Here is a 16,120-nt window from a genome sequence, read left to right as displayed (position 1 = left end):
ATGACGTGTCTCGGAGGAGGAAACTAGGATCCAATTTGCCAGCCGGAATTGTCTGCCAAAATGAGCGTAATCACAGAGGATAGCTTTGTTTTCCAGGCATCAGGTTCCTTGAAGCGGGAAGATCTGTTCCCCATTCGCGAAGTCGCGCGCCTGACCGGCGTGAATCCCGTGACTCTGCGCGCATGGGAGCGGCGCTACGGTTTGATCCAGCCTACCCGCACCGAAAGCGGGCATCGCCTGTACTCATTGAGCGATATCGAAAAGGTTCGCAGCATCCTGGCCTGGCTTGAGCGCGGCGTAGCGGTGAGCAAAGTGGGCAAGATCCTGGCCAAGACCGAGTCGGTGCAACCGGTCTCCACGCTGATTTCATCCGATCTGGTCAAAGCCGATCACGCCCGGTGGCAGCAACAGGTGGCGGACGCGGTTGGCAACTTTGACGATATCGAACTGGATCGCGTCTACGGGCAGGTCTTTTCCACCTACACCGTGCCGGTCGTATTCCAGGACATTCTGATGCCGCTCTGGCGACAAATGCTGTATCGCCAGCCAGAATTCGGGCAAATCAGTGAGTGGGTGTTTTTCGATGGTTTCCTGCGTTCGCGGATCATCCAACGGCTTTTGCTCAAGCGCGAAGGTCAGGCGCCGCGCATTCTGGTCTGTGCGGTTGCCGGCCAGTGCCGCGAGCTGGAATTGCTGGTCACGGCGCTGTTCTTGTCCAAGGCGGATGTAGGCGTCAGGGCGCTGTCGATCGGGCTGCCATTCAACGAGCTGACCCTGGTGTGCCAGAAAATCCAGCCGTTGGCGCTGGTGCTGGTTTCCAATCATGCGCCGGCTCCGGACTTGCCCAAGCGCCTGGGCAAACTGGCGATGAGCCTGGATTGTCCGTTGATGCTGGCCGGTGAGGCGTCCGACCTGGTGCAGGAAAGCCTGGTTGGCTCGTCAATCGGTTGCCTGGGCAATGAAGGGACGGCGATGCGCCAGCGCCTGCGTCAATTTCTGGCAGGCAACCTCGACACCTAGAGATGCATGGTGGGATGGGTCAGTCGATGTTGCTGCAGGATGTACTGGCGCAGGCGCTCGGTCTCATCCTGGTCATTCTGGCTCAGGTGATAGGCGAACAAACCTCGATCGGTTTCCCGTTCGAAAATACCGCGCAACGAAATTCTCTCGTAGCCTGATGGGCTGAACCACAGGGCAAATTGCCTGGGTGGCTTGCTACGGCTGCGGTTTTCCAGCAATACGCCTTTGCAGGAAACCTCGTGGACCCAAAGCGGCCCCGGCTGGCCCTTGATATTTTCCAGCGCTACCGGCTCGTCGAGCGCCAGACGCCACGGGCGTATCTTCGGCCCATCTTCGTAGATGCTCGGCACACCCAAGCGCAGGTGCATCGCATGGAATTCGTCTTCCACCAGATGCAGCGGAAAGGTCATCTGCTGGTTTTCGAAGTTGGCTTGCAGCGTGACCTGCTCATTCGCCGCCAGACGCGTCAACAAGTCACGGATCTGCGACCCACCGTTGACCAGCAAGCTCGACGTGACATCCCGCTCGTTCAACTGCGGGTTATGTTGCATGGTCCGGATGAAATCCAGTTCATCCTGCGTCAGGAGGGCATCGCGCTGCATGGTCGGCTCGAAATGATAATTTACATATTCACTGGTGATTGTAGTGACTGACCATTAATTCGGGGTTTTGTTTGCACCGTTCGTCGCCTCGAGACGTGCAATCGTTTCCCGGGCTTCGGCCAACTCCTTTTCCAGCTGGACGACGCGTTGTTGAGCCTTGACCTGGGTCGTGACGTCTTTTTGCACGCCGACGAAATAGGTGTGCCCGTCAGCCTGGTTTTTTACCGTGGACAATGACAGCTCATTCCAGAACGGCGTGCCGTCCTTGCGGTAGTTGCGCAGCACTTCACGACAGGCACCGCCCTCGTGCAAGGTTTTGCGAATTTGCTCCAGGGACGGTTGGTCCCGATCACCCGACTGCAGGAAGCGGCAATCCTGGTAGAGGATTTCGTCGCGGTGATAGCCGGTCAAGCGTTCGAAGGCCGGGTTCACGTAGATCAGGATATTGTCTTCGCCTTCTTTTTCAGCGATGACAATCCCGTCGTTCGAAGCATTGATGACCAGTTGCATGAGTTGCGCGTTGATCATTGGAAAGCACCCTCTGGACATCCTTGTTGAAGCAACATTTTAGAAGAAATGAAAAGGCTGTCCACTGGCCATTATGGCCGTTGAGAGCCATTCGCAGCCTGGCGGGTGCAACTGTTACTATCCCGGCTCTTTTTTCAGGTTCAGGATCAGATCGATGAAAGTCGCCATTCTTTCCGGCTCAGTGTATGGCACCGCCGAAGAAGTCGCCCGGCATGCCGCCAAACTGCTTCGCGACGCGGGTTTCGACGCCTGGCACGACCCTCGTGCGACCCTGGCGGATGTGCAGGCATTTGCCCCGCAAGCCTTGCTGGCAGTGACGTCGACGACCGGCATGGGCGAGTTGCCAGACAGTTTGATGCCGTTGTATTCGACCATCCGCGACCAATTGCCAGGGTTCTTTCGCGGCTTGCCCGGCGCGGTGATCGGCCTGGGCGATGCCAGCTACGGTGACACCTTCTGCGCTGGCGGCGAGCAGATGTGCGAGTTGTTCGCCGAACTGGGCGTGCGCGAGGTGCTGCCGATGCTGCGTCTGGATGCCAGCGAAAGCGTCACCCCGGAAACCGATGCCGAGCCGTGGTTGGCTGAATTGATCGAGACGTTGCGTCCTTGAAGCGGATGCGCTGACTCGTTTGGCCAGTAAGCTGGCTGCCAATGCAACTACCGCCTCTGGAAGACCTGACTAGACTGATTTTCTTGTGTACGACGTTTTAATGACGAGATTCCTATAACAAGAGAGCCGGAGGTCAGAGTCGTGAGCGTAGCGCCCATCCAAACGACACTCAGTATCAAGGAGCAGGTCAGTGCCGCCGAGTGGCAGACCCGGGTGGACCTGGCCGCCTGTTATCGGCTGGTCGCGCTGCATGGCTGGGATGACCTGGTCTTCACCCATATTTCCGCGAAGGTACCCGGCACCGAGGATTTCCTGATCAACCCGTTCGGGTTGATGTTCCATGAAATCACCGCCTCGAGCCTGGTCAAGGTCGATCTGGCCGGCAACAAATTGATGGACAGCCCCTACGAGATCAACCCGGCCGGCTACACCATCCACAGCGCGGTACACGAGGTGCGCCACGATGTGGCGTGTGTGTTGCACACCCACACCGCTGCCGGCGTCGCGGTATCGGCACAAAAGCAAGGCGTGTTGCCGATCAGCCAGCAAGCACTGTTCGTGCTGTCGAGCCTGGCCTATCACGCTTACGAAGGAGTGGCCTTGCATCACGAAGAAAAGGCGCGTCTGCAGGCCGACCTGGGCGAAAGCAATTTTTTGATGCTGCACAACCATGGCTTGCTGACCTGCGGCGGTACCATCGCTGATACCTTCCTGATGATGTTCACCTTTCAACGGGCCTGTGACATCCAGGTCCTGGCCCAGAACGGCGGGGCCGAACTGATTGCCATCGAGCCGCAGATTCTGGCCGGCGCCCGAGCGATGATCGCCGGCGTGACCAAAAGCGCCCAAGGCATGGGCGGCGCGTTGGCTTGGCCGGCGTTGCTGCGAAAGCTCGATCAACACGACACCGGGTATGGAAGCTGATGCCCCTGGCCCAGATTCCCCTGCGTATCTGGCGCCAGCGCAGCCAGACCTTCCTGTTCCGTGGCCATGCCATTCGTTACTGGGTGGCGGGCCAGGGCGAGCCGCTGTTGCTGATCCACGGGTTCCCCACCGCCAGTTGGGATTGGCATTACCTGTGGCAACCCTTGGCGCAACGCTACCGGGTGATCGCATGTGACATGCTCGGTTTCGGCGACTCGGCCAAGCCGACGGATCACGTCTATAGCCTGTTGGAGCAGGCCGATCTGCAACAGGCCTTGCTGGCGCACCTGAATGTGAAGGGCGCGGTGCATGTGCTGGCCCATGATTACGGCGACAGCGTGGCCCAGGAGCTGCTCGCACGGCATTACGAAGCGCGCATCCACCTCGACAGTTGTGTCTTTCTCAATGGCGGCCTGTTCCCCGAAACCCACCGTCCGGTATGGGCCCAGAAAGTTCTGCTAGGCCCCCTGGGCTGGTTGTTGGGGCGAATGTTCTGCCGGGAAAGCCTGGCCAGCAGCTTTCGGCAGATTTTCGGCACCGGGACTGGCCCTACCGAAAGCGAGCTGGATGACTTCTGGAGCCTGGTGAAAGCCCACCGCGGTCCGCGGATCATGCACAAACTCATCGCCTATATTCCTGAGCGGCGTGTGCAGCGTGATCGCTGGGTGCAGGCGATGCAGCGCGGCGAAGTGCCGTTGCGGGTGATCGACGGCGCGGTCGATCCGATTTCCGGTGAACACATGGTGGCGCGCTACGAGGCCCTGATCCCCAACCCGGACACAATCTTGCTGCCCGACATCGGTCATTACCCGCACACCGAGGCCCCGGTGCAGGTGCTCAAGCATTACCTGGCGTTTCGCGAAGCCATCGCCGTGCCGCATAGGCAAATGGCCTGTTCATGATGACTTAGCACTGCAGGAACAGACCTGTGGGAGCGAGATTGTGGGAGCGAGCCTGCTCGCGATGGCGTCAGCACATCCAACATCTATCCTGACTGAAACACCGCTATCGAAATGCGCCAGCGTGGCGTGGGCCCGCATCATCCCCCCGCCTTATCGGCCACCATTCACTGGCAACCGTGTTGATTGTGACCGGCCCACAGGTGCCGGACACTCGTGCCCATTGTCCTGTCCGCCTGCTGGAGTTCTGCCATGAGTGAGTCTGTGCGCTTCGAAGATAAAGTCGTGATCGTCACGGGAGCCGGCGGTGGCCTGGGACGTGCCCACGCGCTGCTGTTCGCCAGACAAGGCGCGAAAGTGCTGGTCAACGACCTGGGCGGCTCGGCGCAAGGGGAGGGGGCCAATGCCTCGGCAGCAGACCGGGTGGTCGCCGAAATCCGCGAAGCGGGTGGCATCGCCGAGGCCAACCACGACTCGGTGACCGATGGCGACAAGCTGGTCCAAAATGCGCTCGACGCGTTCGGTCGCGTCGACGTGGTGGTCAACAATGCCGGGATCCTGCGGGACAAGACATTCCACAAAATGGACGACGCCGATTGGGACCTGGTCTACCGTGTCCACGTCGAGGGCGCCTACAAGGTAACCCGCGCCGCCTGGCCGCACCTGCGTGAGCAAAACTACGGACGGGTGATCTTCACCGCTTCCACTTCCGGCATCTACGGCAACTTCGGCCAATCCAACTACGGCATGGCCAAGCTCGGCCTCTATGGCTTGACCCGGACCCTGGCCATCGAAGGTCGCAAAAACAACATCCTCGTCAACGCCATCGCCCCCACCGGCGGCACCCGCATGACCGAAGGCCTGATCCCGCCGCAGGTGTTCGAACAACTCAAGCCCGAACTCGTCAGCCCCCTGGTGGTGTACCTGGCCAGCGAGACCTGCCAGGAAACCTCCGGCTTGTTTGAAGTGGGCGGCGGCTGGATGGGCAAGGTGCGCTGGGAGCGCAGCCTGGGGGCGGGCTTCGATCCGCGCAAAGGCTTTTCGCCCGAAGACGTCGCCGCCCATTGGCAACAGATCTGCGACTTCGAGCATGCGGTGCATCCGAACGACAACCTGGAAGCCTTGAAAGAAATGATGGCGAACCTGCAGCGCCACGCCATCTGAGCCTCATTGCCTGGGCCGGTTGTTGCCAGTCGCGGCAACCGTGTTCATGGGGACTTGTACCTCAACGCCGTCAGGTTCGCGGCGGTCTCGCGATCATCACACTTTCACATCTCGCCGGATGGCGTGCAGCCGTAAAGTGCATGCCAGACGCTAAAAGCCTGCATTCATCGTAGCGGCCCATCTGTCATGGCCATGCGAATTCGGCTGTCATCCCAAGTAAACAAACCCACATAAAAAAGGCCGCTGCAAAAAGCAGCGGCCTAAGCGTGACGTTGCAAAGGAGCTACAAACCAACGTCGATAAGCACGGGATGATGGACCGATGCGCCAATCCATCCGAATGACGGTGCGCCAGGGCATGAGGGATGCCATGGCGACTTGCGCTTGCAGGCCCGTTACCCTGCAAGCCCGGCCAGCATAGGGATCGGGCCCTGCGGGAAACAGCCCGGATCCGGACATGCACTGTTGCAGGGCAGGTAACAGTCGAAAACGGGGCGTGAGTATGCGCGGCGCTGATGACCCATCATCCAGTCCGTCCATGCACGGCGCAAAGGGCCGCAGGGCAGGGGCTGTAATCCTTTTGAGGTACAGCGCGAATACCTCCTTGGTGCGCTTATCGCCCATGGCGTGCGGCAGTAGGGTGAAGCCTCTGTCACTCACCGGGGAAGACGCATGACAACAATAACAATGCGCGCCATCTTCAAGCCGCAGGCGCTGGCCGTCGCGGTGGCCTTGGGTTGCTGTGCCCAGGCGCAGGCCGTTTCATTCAACATTGGCGAGATCGAGGGTCAGTTCGATTCGTCGCTGTCCGTGGGCGCAAGCTGGGGCATGCGCGATGCCGACAACGACCTGGTCGGCACGGTCAACGGCGGGCGGGGCCAGTCCTCCACCGGTGATGATGGACGGCTGAATTTCAAGAAAGGCGAGACCTTTTCCAAGATATTCAAGGGCCTGCACGACCTCGAGCTCAAGTACGGCGACACCGGCGTGTTCGTGCGCGGCAAGTACTGGTATGACTTCGAGCTCAAGGATGAAGGCCGTGAGTTCAAGGACATCAGCGACAGCAATCGCAAGGAAGGCGCCAAGTCTTCGGGAGCGCAGATTCTCGATGCCTTCGTCTATCACAACTATTCCATCGCCGATTTGCCGGGCACCGTGCGCGCCGGCAAGCAGGTGGTCAGTTGGGGAGAAAGTACCTTTATCGGCAACTCGATCAACAGCATCAACCCGGTGGACGTATCCGCGTTTCGTCGCCCCGGTGCGGAGATCAAGGAAGGCCTGATCCCGGTGAACATGCTGTTCGCCTCCCAGGGCCTGACCGACAAGCTCACCATCGAAGGGTTCTACCAGTTGGAGTGGGACCAGACCGTGGTGGATAACTGCGGCACGTTCTTCGGCAACGACGTGGTGGCTGATGGTTGCACCAGCGGCTACACCGTGGGCAGCCCGGCGATTGCGCCGTTCGTGCCATTGACCAACGCATTCGGCCAGGGCATCCAGGTGTCCAGCGAAGGGGTGATCATTCCCCGTGGCGGCGACCGTGACGCCCGCGATTCCGGCCAGTGGGGCACGGCGTTGCGCTGGCTCGGCGATGACACCGAGTACGGCCTGTACTTCATGAATTACCACAGCCGTACGCCGACCGTCGGGACCACCACGGCGGGGCTTTCGACGCTGGCGGCGTTGCCGGGCATGGTCGCGATCGCCAACGGCCTGGCCCCTGGCAGCGGCGCGGGTCTGGCGCAAAGCGTGATGCTGGGCCGTGGTGGGTACTACCTTGAATACCCGGAAGACATCCGCCTGTACGGCGCCAGTTTTTCCACGACGTTGCCCACCGGCACTGCCTGGACCGGGGAGGTCAGCTACCGTCCCAACGCGCCGGTACAGCTCAGCACCAACGACCTGACCCTGGCCCTGGTCAACCCGATTGCCGGTGGCGCGGCGTCGCCCATCGCGACCACGCCGGGGGCCGACAACACCGGTTACCGGCGCAAGGAAGTGACCCAGGTACAGAGCACCCTGACGCACTTTTTCGATCAGGTGCTGGGGGCTGATCGCTTGACCCTGGTCGGCGAGGCTGCGGTGGTGCATGTCGGTGGTCTGGAGTCCAAGGACAAGCTGCGTTATGGCCGTGATTCGGTCTATGGCCAATACGGCTTCCGGGGTGATACCGATGGTTTTGTCACCTCGACGTCCTGGGGCTATCGCGCCCGGGCGATCCTCGATTATTCCAACGTGATCGGCGGGGTGAACTTCAAGCCCAACGTGTCCTGGTCCCATGACGTGGCCGGCTATGGCCCCAACGGTCTGTTCAACGAAGGCGCCAAGGCCGTCAGCGTTGGTGTCGATGCCGATTACCGCAACACCTACACCGCCAGCTTGAGCTACACCGACTTTTTTGGCGGCGATTACAACGTTCTCGAAGACCGCGATTTCCTCGCGCTGAGCTTCGGCGTGAACTTCTGATCTGGCTGACAAGGAAAACCCAATGCGCAAGATGATCCTGCAATGCGGTGCCCTGGCCTTGAGCCTGCTGGCCGCGAACGTGATGGCGGCGGTTTCGCCGGAGGAAGCGAACAAACTGGGCACCAGCCTCACGCCGTTGGGCGCGGAAAAAGCTGGCAATGCCGATGGCTCGATCCCGGCCTGGACCGGCGGTATTCCAAAAAACGCCGGGGCCGTGGACAGCAAGGGCTTCTTGGCCGACCCGTTCGCCAATGAAAAACCGCTGTTCACCATCACCGCCGCGACTGTTGACAAGTACAAGGACAAACTCTCCGAAGGGCAGGTCGCGATGTTCAAGCGTTATCCGGAGACCTACAAGATTCCGGTCTACCCGACCCACCGAAGCGTCGGGTTGCCACCGGAAATCTACGAGTCGGCCAAGCGCAGCGCCCTCAACGTGACGTCCATCAACGACGGTAACGGCCTGTCGAATTTCACCGGCAATCGCTACTACGCCTTCCCGATTCCCAAGAACGGCGTGGAAGTGCTGTGGAACCACGTCACCCGCTATCACGGTGGCAACCTGCGCCGGGTCATCACCCAGGTCACGCCGCAGACCAATGGCAGCTTTACGCCGATCCGCTTCGAAGAAGAAATCGCCGTGCCGTTCCTGATCAAGGATGCCGACCCGGAAAAGGCCAGCAACGTGCTGACCTATTTCAAGCAATCGGTCACCGCCCCGGCGCGCCTGGCCGGCAACGTGCTGTTGGTGCATGAGACCCTCGACCAGGTGAAGGAACCACGCCTGGCCTGGATCTACAACGCCGGCCAGCGCCGTGTGCGTCGCGCCCCGCAAGTGGCCTACGATGGCCCGGGCACCGCCGCCGACGGCTTGCGCACCTCCGACAACTTCGACCTGTTTTCCGGGGCGCCGGACCGCTATGACTGGAAACTGATCGGCAAGAAGGAAATGTACATCCCGTACAACAGCTATAAGCTCGATTCGCCAAGCCTCAAGTACGACGATGTGGTCAAGGCCGGCCATATCAACCAGGACCTGACGCGCTATGAGCTGCACCGGGTCTGGGAAGTGGTGGGCACGGTCAAGCCCAGCGAGCGGCACATTTATGCCAAGCGCCACATGTACATCGACGAGGACAGCTGGCAGGCGGCGCTGGTGGATCACTACGACGGTCGCGGCCAACTGTGGCGGGTGGCCGAGGGTCATGCCCAGTTCTACTACGACCATCAGAACCCGGGCTACACCTTGGAAGCGCTCTACGACATCATCGCCGGCCGCTACATCGCGCTGGGGATGAAGAACGAAGAGAAGCACAGCTACGAATACGGCTTCGAAGCCCGGGCGGCCGACTACACGCCGGCGGCGCTGCGCTCGACCGGGGTTCGGTAAGTCTTTTCCTGAGTGATGAGGGCTCGTGGCGAGGGAGCTTGCTCCCGCTGGGGGGTAGGAGCTGTCGAGTGCAACGAGGCTGCGATCTTTTCCCAGACACTTGAGTCTCAAGCGAAAGATCAAAGATCGCAGCCTTCGGCAGCTCCTACGGCCAGCGGGAGCAAGCTCCCTCGCCACGGGACCGAGTCTGATTTGAACCAGGCATGACGACCGGCAGCGCCCTTGCCGGTCGTTTTTTTATGGGCACCAATCAGCGCGCTGAATACTTCTCCAAAGGTCGGCGACACAGGACTAGGGTGGTGAGATAACAATAAACAGGATCTTCCCCATGACCGCCATGAGCCCGTGTCCGGACCGTCCAGGATTGCTGCCTCGCCTGTCCTCGACGCATGTGCCGCGGCGGTCCCTGAGCGAGCCGCTGCTGACTTCCGAAGCACGGGTAAAGCTGCTCTGCGCGCCAGCGGGCAGTGGCAAGAGTGCGTTGTTCGCCGAGTGCTTCCTGCAGGCCCCCAGCGACTGTCGGTTGCATTGGTTGCCCCTGGGGGGCGTAGCGTTGAGCGCGGTGCAGATGTGCGAGCGGCTGGCACAGACCCTCGGCCTGCCGGTGCTGGATGAAGCAGGGCTGTTGGCCCACCTGGCACGTTTGCAAACGCCTACCTGGTTGTTCCTCGACGATTATTGCCGGGCGCCGAATCCCGAGCTGGACCAGTTGCTCGATCGTCTGCTGAACACCAGCAGCCCGGCATTGCACCTGTGGCTGAACAGCCGCCGTCGCCCCCACTGCAACTGGCCGCGGCTGTTGCTCGATGACGAGTTGCACGAGTTTGATCCGCAGGCGTTGTTCTTCAGCCCTGACGATGTCCAGCCATTGCTTCGTCATCTGCCCGGTCCCCAGGCTGCCCGCACGGCCCGCGAGGTGATTCAGCGTAATGGTGGCTGGTGTGCCGGGGTGCGCATCAGCCTGCTTGAGCGCTGCGAGTGGGCGCGCAGCCATGCCACGCCGGGGCGGCCGAGGACCTTGCTCGACTACCTGGAGTATGAACTGTTCAGCACGCTGACCCCGGAACTGGCACAGGCCTGGCGTGTGCTGGCGCATCTGCCGCGCTTCAATGCCCGGCTGTGCGAGCACCTGTTCGGCGACACGGTGGGTGCGCAATGCCTGCCGTTGTTGCTGGAGCTGGGGTGTTTTATCGAACCGTGGGAGCAGACCTCGGATTGGTTGCAGATATTCCCGGCCCTGGCCCGACTCGTGCGTGAAGAGCCCTGGTCGCAAGGCCGCTCCTGGCATCGACGGGCCTGCCAGTGGTTCGCGGCCGAGCAGGACTGGCAGATGGCGTTCGAGCAAGCCATGTTGGCCGAGGAATTCGAGACCGCCGTCAGTTTCTTGCAGCATTTGAGCTTCGAGCACGTCTTGCAGCGCCGCAATGTGGTGCTGCTGTTGAGCTTGCACGATCAACAAGGCGACGCGCTGACCCTCGCCACGCCGCAATCGGTGGGGCTGGTCACCGCTGCGCTGTTGTTCGCCGGACGCTTCGACCAGGCGTCGACCTGTATCGAGCAACTGGCCAGGTTCCTGCCGCAGCCTTCTGCTTGTCGGCAGCGACAAGTGCTGGGCAGATGGCTGGTCTTGCAGGGCTGGTTGTTGCACCTCTCGGGTGATGGCGAACCGGCGCGCGAGCACTTCCTCCAGGCCCAGGCCAGCCTGGACCCCGAGGCCTGGGCCCAACGGGTGCTGTGCCTGGGTGGGCTGACGCAGCAGGCGCTGCTGGCTGGCGAACTGGCTTCGGCGCAATGGATCAACCGCCAGGCGTTATGCCTGGCGCGTGCGCAAGGCTCGCTGGTCTTCGAGGGATTGCTGGAACTGGACCACGCCCAGGTCCTGGAACAACGCGGCGCGCCGCATCGGGCCGATCATTTGCTGGCCGCCGTCCAGGCGCTGCTGGATAAACCGGGCCAGGATTTTTCTCCGTTGTTGGGGCGTATTGCCTTGCGGCGCGGACGCCTGGCGCTGCGGATGGGATTTGAGGAGCGGGCCGCCGAGCATTTTCAAACGGGCTTGGAAACGGGCCTGCACAGCCAGGACAAACAGGTGCTGTATGGCTTTCTCGGCAAGGCGTGCCTGGCGGCCAACCAGGGCGACTATGGCGAGGCGTTCATGCATCTGCGAGAGGCCGAGCGGATCATGCAGCAGCGACACATTCCCGACACCGTTTACCGTGGTGTGTTGTTGCAAACCAGTTGCCAGTTCTGGTTGCAACAGGGGCGGGCGGAACTGGCCCATGAAGCCTTGACCCGTGTCCTGCGGCATTTTCATGGACCGCAAGCCAAGCACGCGCCTCCCGCGACCTTGGAATTGATTGCGCGACTTGAATACTTGCTGGTGCTGGCCGAGGTCTACTTGCAACGGGCGCAGGAACCGCAGGCGCGTCTGCAGGCCATGATCGCTCAGGCACAGCAAGGTGAAATGCACAGCCTGGAAACCGAACTGCACCTGGTGTTGACGGAGGTCGTCTGGTTGTCCGGCGATCGTGCACAGGCCCGGTCACTTCTGCAAGAAGACCTCAAGCGGGTCACCTGCTGGCGGGCCCAGCAAGCCTTGTGCGAGCTGCGCTTGCGCCAACCCGAGTTGTTACGCTGGGACCCAGCGGCAGAGCTGGTCGAGTCGCCAGCCACTGCGGAGGACACCTTGCTCAGTCATCGTGAGCTGGAGGTCTTGGAACTGATTGCCCAAGGTCATTCAAACCAGCAGATTGCCGAACAGTTGTTCATATCGCTGCACACGGTGAAAACCCACGCGCGGCGAATCCACAGCAAGTTGGGCGTGCAGCGGCGTACTCAGGCGGTGGCAAAGGCCAAGGTCATGGGGATGATGGGGTAATGCAACGGACATTTAAACTCCATGCATCATCCGCAACTGAAAAACCGCATCTCAATGATCTAGTGATCAGGATTTTCCCGGGTTTCCTGGGCTGATCCTGGACCCGCCTCATACCCCATCCGCCAGCTCACGGCCCGGGTCGCCGCCAACAATCGCTGCGCCGCCGGGCCGTTTTCGTCGGCATGGAACAGCGAGGTCGGACCAACGATGGTCATCACCGCCTTTACCTCGCCGACCGCATTGAAGACCGGGGCGGACAAGGCATCCACGCCCGGCATCAGCAAACCATGCACATGGTGCAAGCCCCGGCTGCGAATTTGCTCGCACAGGGCGGCATAGGCGCGGTCGTCGGCCAGGGCGTGGTGCTCGGTGCCTTGCACTTCCTGCTCGCGCAGGCCGATGGTCTCGCGCTCCGGCAGGTAAGCGCTGAACACCAGCCCGGTGGACGAACTGAGCAGCGGCAAGACCGAGCCCAGTTGCGTCACCACGGTCACGGACCGCACGGCGGGTTCGATGCGCACCACGGTCGCGCCATGGTTGCCCCACACGGCGAGGAAGCAGGTTTCGTTCAAGTCGTCGCGCAACTCGGCCAGGGGCAGGGCGGCCACTTGCAGCACGTCCATGCCGTTCAGCGCGGCCAGGCCCACGCGCAGGGCTTCGCGGCCCAGGCCGTAGTGGTTGGTGGCGGCGTTCTGCTCGGCAAACCCACTGGCGATCAAGGCTTGCAAGTAGCGATGGACCTTGCTCGCCGGCATTTGCACGTGCTCGGCCAGGCGCGACAGCGACGTGGAGGGGGAGAGTTCGGCCAGGGCCTTGAGAATGTCGGTGCCGACTTCGGCCGAGCGGACTTTCTGTTTACCGTTGCTGAGCGGGGTTTCCATGGAGGCGCAGGGTCCAGAGGCGAATGGGCGTCTTTATAGCTTGACGGTCGCTGTCGAGCAAATTACGTTATGCGTAATTGAATTACGATAAAAATAACCCGATGCGCCTCAACCACTCTGCCGAGTGACGGGCCGCATCCCCAGGAGGCTCCATGAACCTCGATTCCACCGCGTCGGACCTGGTTTACCAATCAGGCCTGGGTAATGAATTTTCCAGCGAAGCACTGCCCGGCGCATTGCCTGTCGGCCAGAATTCCCCGCAAAAAGCTCCGTACGGTCTCTACGCCGAGTTGTTTTCTGGCACGGCGTTCACCATGGCCCGCAGCGAAGCGCGGCGTACCTGGATGTATCGCATCCGGCCGTCGGCCAATCACCCGGCCTTCACCCGGCTGGAACGGCAATTGGCGGGTGGTCCGCTGGGTGAGGTCACGCCCAATCGCCTGCGCTGGAACCCGTTGGACATTCCCGCCGAGCCCACCGATTTCATCGACGGGCTGGTGCGCATGGCGGCCAATGCCGGCGCGGACAAGCCGGCCGGCGTCAGCCTTTATCACTACCGGGCCAACCGTTCCATGGAGCGGGTATTTTTCAATGCCGACGGAGAGTGGCTGATCGTGCCGCAACTGGGACGGCTGCGGATCGCCACCGAACTGGGTGTGCTGGAGCTGGCTCCGCTGGAAATCGCCGTGTTGCCCCGGGGCCTGAAGTTTCGCATTGAACTGCTCGATCCCCAGGCTCGTGGATACCTCGCCGAAAACCATGGCGCGCCGCTGCGCCTGCCCGACCTCGGGCCCATCGGCAGCAATGGCCTGGCGAACCCACGGGACTTCCTGACGCCGGTCGCCCATTACGAGAACCTCGCGCAACCGACCACGCTGGTGCAGAAGTTCCTCGGTGAGTTGTGGGGTTGCGAGCTGGATCATTCGCCCCTCGACGTGGTGGCCTGGCACGGCAACAACGTGCCATATAAATATGACCTGCGCCGCTTCAACACGATTGGCACGGTCAGCTTCGATCACCCGGATCCATCGATTTTTACCGTGCTGACCTCGCCTACCAGTGTCCACGGCCTGGCCAACCTCGATTTCGTGATCTTCCCGCCACGCTGGATGGTGGCGGAAAACACCTTCCGTCCGCCGTGGTTCCACCGCAACCTGATGAACGAATACATGGGCCTGATCCAGGGCGCCTACGATGCCAAGGCCGAAGGGTTCCTGCCCGGTGGTGCGTCCCTGCATAGTTGCATGAGCGCCCATGGCCCGGACGGCGAGACCTGTACCAAGGCGATCAACGCTGATCTTCAGCCGGCGAAAATCGACAACACCATGGCGTTCATGTTCGAGACCAGCCAGGTATTGCGCCCAAGCCGTTTCGCCCTGGACTGCCCGCAACTGCAAACCGACTACGATGCTTGTTGGGCCTCGCTGCCTGTCACGTTCGACCCGACCCGGAGATAACCCATGACTCAAAGTTCCCCTGCCCGTAGCTGGGTCGCCAGCGCCAACGGCCACGCCGACTTCCCGTTGCAGAACCTGCCATTGGGTGTCTTCAGCGTCGATGGCGGTGCCCTGCGCAGCGGCGTGGCGATTGGCGAACGGATTTTCGATCTGCAGGCGGCATTGCACGCGGGCTTGTTCGATGGCACGGCCCGACAAGCCGTCGAAGCCATGGCTGGCGGTCAGTTGAATGGGTTTTTCGACCGGGGTCGCGATGCCCGGGTCGCCCTGCGTGAACGACTGCTGGAGCTGTTGCGCGAAGACAGTCCGTTGCGTGGCAAAGTCGAAGAGGCGAAGCTGTTGCTCCTCGCCGCCGATTGCCAGATGCACCTGCCGGCCAGGATCAACGACTACACCGACTTCTACGTCGGTATCGAACACGCCCAGAATGTCGGCAAGCTGTTTCGCCCCGACAATCCGTTGCTGCCCAACTACAAATACGTCCCCATCGGTTACCACGGTCGCGCCTCGACCATTCGCCCGTCCGGCACAGAGGTCCGCCGTCCCAAGGGCCAGACCCTGCCGGCCGGCCAGACCGAGCCGACCTTCGGCCCCTGTGCGCGGCTGGACTATGAGCTGGAGCTGGGCATCTGGATCGGCAAGGGCAATGCGCTGGGCGAACCGATCCCCATCGGCGATGCCGCCGAGCATATTGGCGGGTTCTGCCTGCTCAACGACTGGTCGGCCCGGGACATCCAGGCGTGGGAATACCAGCCCCTGGGGCCGTTCCTGTCGAAGAGTTTCCTGACCAGCATTTCGCCGTGGGTAGTGACCGCTGAAGCTTTGGAGCCGTTCCGGCGCCCGCAACCGACGCGTCCGGAAGGCGATCCACAACCGCTGCCGTATCTGCTGGACACCCGCGACCAGGCCGGTGGCGCTTTCGACATCGAACTGGAGGTGCTGTTGCTGACCGAGGCCATGGTCGAACAGAACCTGCCGGCCCAGCGCCTGACGTTGAGCAACACCCAATACATGTACTGGACCGTGGCGCAAATGGTTGCGCACCACAGCGTCAACGGCTGCCAGTTGCAGGCCGGCGACCTGTTTGGCTCGGGCACCTTGTCGGGGCCTGAGAACCATCAGTTCGGCAGCCTGCTGGAAATCACCGAAGGCGGGAAAAAACCGATCGAACTGGCGTCTGGCGAAGTGCGCCGATTCCTTGAGGACGGTGACGAGATCATCTTGCGGGCCCGTTGCCGCCGCGAAGGTTTCGCTTCCATCGGCTTCGGCGAGTGCCGGGGCAAGATCCTGCCGGCGCGTTGA

General features: G+C 61.6%; 13 protein-coding genes. 10 read left to right on the top strand and 3 right to left on the bottom strand.

Annotated features, from left to right (window positions below; translation table 11 throughout):
- Positions 1-60: 60 nt before the first annotated feature.
- The gene (locus AD659_RS22150; RefSeq protein ID WP_053125108.1) at positions 61-1,020 is read left to right on the top strand and encodes a MerR family transcriptional regulator; all 960 of its coding nucleotides are present in this window, start codon (positions 61-63) and stop codon (positions 1,018-1,020) included.
- Here the strand turns inward: AD659_RS22150 and AD659_RS22145 are convergent.
- A complete protein-coding gene (locus AD659_RS22145) occupies positions 1,017-1,622 on the bottom strand; it encodes a hypothetical protein (protein ID WP_053125107.1) in 606 nt (201 codons plus the stop codon). The two genes, AD659_RS22150 and AD659_RS22145, sit on opposite strands and share 4 nt — an antisense overlap.
- Before the next feature lie 54 nt (positions 1,623-1,676).
- The gene (locus AD659_RS22140) at positions 1,677-2,150 is read right to left on the bottom strand and encodes a PAS domain-containing protein (RefSeq protein WP_053125104.1); all 474 of its coding nucleotides are present in this window, start codon (positions 2,148-2,150) and stop codon (positions 1,677-1,679) included.
- Between the two features lie 154 nt (positions 2,151-2,304).
- Here AD659_RS22140 and AD659_RS22135 point away from each other — a divergent pair, with 154 nt between their 5' ends.
- The 7 genes from AD659_RS22135 to AD659_RS22105 all read left to right on the top strand — a co-directional run bounded on the left by AD659_RS22135 (position 2,305) and on the right by AD659_RS22105 (position 12,480).
- Entirely contained in the window at positions 2,305-2,760 is a 456-nt protein-coding gene (locus AD659_RS22135; RefSeq protein ID WP_053125102.1) for a flavodoxin, read from the top strand.
- 141 nt (positions 2,761-2,901) lie between these two features.
- Positions 2,902-3,684, top strand: a complete 783-nt coding sequence (locus tag AD659_RS22130; RefSeq protein ID WP_053125100.1) for a class II aldolase/adducin family protein — start codon at positions 2,902-2,904, stop codon at positions 3,682-3,684.
- Positions 3,684-4,586, top strand: coding sequence for an alpha/beta fold hydrolase (locus tag AD659_RS22125; RefSeq protein WP_053125098.1), 903 nt, complete (start codon positions 3,684-3,686; stop codon positions 4,584-4,586). The genes AD659_RS22130 and AD659_RS22125 overlap by 1 nt, the downstream gene beginning before the upstream one ends.
- 249 nt (positions 4,587-4,835) lie before the next feature.
- Positions 4,836-5,747: an SDR family oxidoreductase gene (locus AD659_RS22120; protein WP_053125096.1), complete on the top strand. Its 912-nt coding sequence runs from the start codon at positions 4,836-4,838 to the stop codon at positions 5,745-5,747.
- Positions 5,748-6,418: 671 nt separating this feature from the next.
- Positions 6,419-8,212, top strand: coding sequence for a DUF1302 domain-containing protein (locus tag AD659_RS22115; RefSeq protein WP_053125094.1), 1,794 nt, complete (start codon positions 6,419-6,421; stop codon positions 8,210-8,212).
- A 22-nt stretch (positions 8,213-8,234) separates the two neighbouring features.
- Positions 8,235-9,602, top strand: a complete 1,368-nt coding sequence (locus AD659_RS22110) for a DUF1329 domain-containing protein (RefSeq protein WP_053125092.1) — start codon at positions 8,235-8,237, stop codon at positions 9,600-9,602.
- Positions 9,603-9,930: 328 nt separating this feature from the next.
- Complete coding sequence (locus tag AD659_RS22105; protein WP_053125090.1) at positions 9,931-12,480, top strand: helix-turn-helix transcriptional regulator; 2,550 nt, start codon at positions 9,931-9,933, stop codon at positions 12,478-12,480.
- A gap of 59 nt (positions 12,481-12,539) precedes the next feature.
- Here the strand turns inward: AD659_RS22105 and AD659_RS22100 are convergent, their stop codons facing one another.
- Positions 12,540-13,361, bottom strand: a complete 822-nt coding sequence (locus AD659_RS22100) for an IclR family transcriptional regulator (protein WP_053125088.1) — start codon at positions 13,359-13,361, stop codon at positions 12,540-12,542.
- A gap of 152 nt (positions 13,362-13,513) precedes the next feature.
- Here AD659_RS22100 and hmgA point away from each other — a divergent pair, with 152 nt between their 5' ends.
- Positions 13,514-14,818, top strand: coding sequence for a homogentisate 1,2-dioxygenase (gene hmgA, locus AD659_RS22095; RefSeq protein ID WP_053125086.1), 1,305 nt, complete (start codon positions 13,514-13,516; stop codon positions 14,816-14,818).
- A 3-nt stretch (positions 14,819-14,821) separates the two neighbouring features.
- The gene (gene fahA, locus AD659_RS22090) at positions 14,822-16,120 is read left to right on the top strand and encodes a fumarylacetoacetase (RefSeq protein WP_053125084.1); all 1,299 of its coding nucleotides are present in this window, start codon (positions 14,822-14,824) and stop codon (positions 16,118-16,120) included.

The sequence above is a fragment of the Pseudomonas thivervalensis genome (genome assembly GCF_001269655.1).
Taxonomy (GTDB): domain Bacteria; phylum Pseudomonadota; class Gammaproteobacteria; order Pseudomonadales; family Pseudomonadaceae; genus Aquipseudomonas; species Aquipseudomonas thivervalensis.
The sequence above is the reverse complement of the archived record's forward strand: the minus strand, read 5'-3'. Positions and strand labels throughout refer to the sequence as shown.

What these genes read in the sequence shown, in the direction of transcription:
- AD659_RS22140 (WP_053125104.1), bottom strand. Translation starts at nt 2,150, where the DNA reads ATGATCAACGCGCAACTCATGCAACTGGTCATCAATGCTTCGAACGAC.
- AD659_RS22115 (WP_053125094.1), top strand. Translation starts at nt 6,419, where the DNA reads ATGACAACAATAACAATGCGCGCCATCTTCAAGCCGCAGGCGCTGGCC.
- AD659_RS22120 (WP_053125096.1), top strand. Translation starts at nt 4,836, where the DNA reads ATGAGTGAGTCTGTGCGCTTCGAAGATAAAGTCGTGATCGTCACGGGA.
- fahA (WP_053125084.1), top strand. Translation starts at nt 14,822, where the DNA reads ATGACTCAAAGTTCCCCTGCCCGTAGCTGGGTCGCCAGCGCCAACGGC.
- AD659_RS22105 (WP_053125090.1), top strand. Translation starts at nt 9,931, where the DNA reads ATGACCGCCATGAGCCCGTGTCCGGACCGTCCAGGATTGCTGCCTCGC.
- AD659_RS22145 (WP_053125107.1), bottom strand. Translation starts at nt 1,622, where the DNA reads ATGCAGCGCGATGCCCTCCTGACGCAGGATGAACTGGATTTCATCCGG.
- AD659_RS22100 (WP_053125088.1), bottom strand. Translation starts at nt 13,361, where the DNA reads ATGGAAACCCCGCTCAGCAACGGTAAACAGAAAGTCCGCTCGGCCGAA.
- hmgA (WP_053125086.1), top strand. Translation starts at nt 13,514, where the DNA reads ATGAACCTCGATTCCACCGCGTCGGACCTGGTTTACCAATCAGGCCTG.
- AD659_RS22110 (WP_053125092.1), top strand. Translation starts at nt 8,235, where the DNA reads ATGCGCAAGATGATCCTGCAATGCGGTGCCCTGGCCTTGAGCCTGCTG.
- AD659_RS22125 (WP_053125098.1), top strand. Translation starts at nt 3,684, where the DNA reads ATGCCCCTGGCCCAGATTCCCCTGCGTATCTGGCGCCAGCGCAGCCAG.
- AD659_RS22150 (WP_053125108.1), top strand. Translation starts at nt 61, where the DNA reads ATGAGCGTAATCACAGAGGATAGCTTTGTTTTCCAGGCATCAGGTTCC.
- AD659_RS22135 (WP_053125102.1), top strand. Translation starts at nt 2,305, where the DNA reads ATGAAAGTCGCCATTCTTTCCGGCTCAGTGTATGGCACCGCCGAAGAA.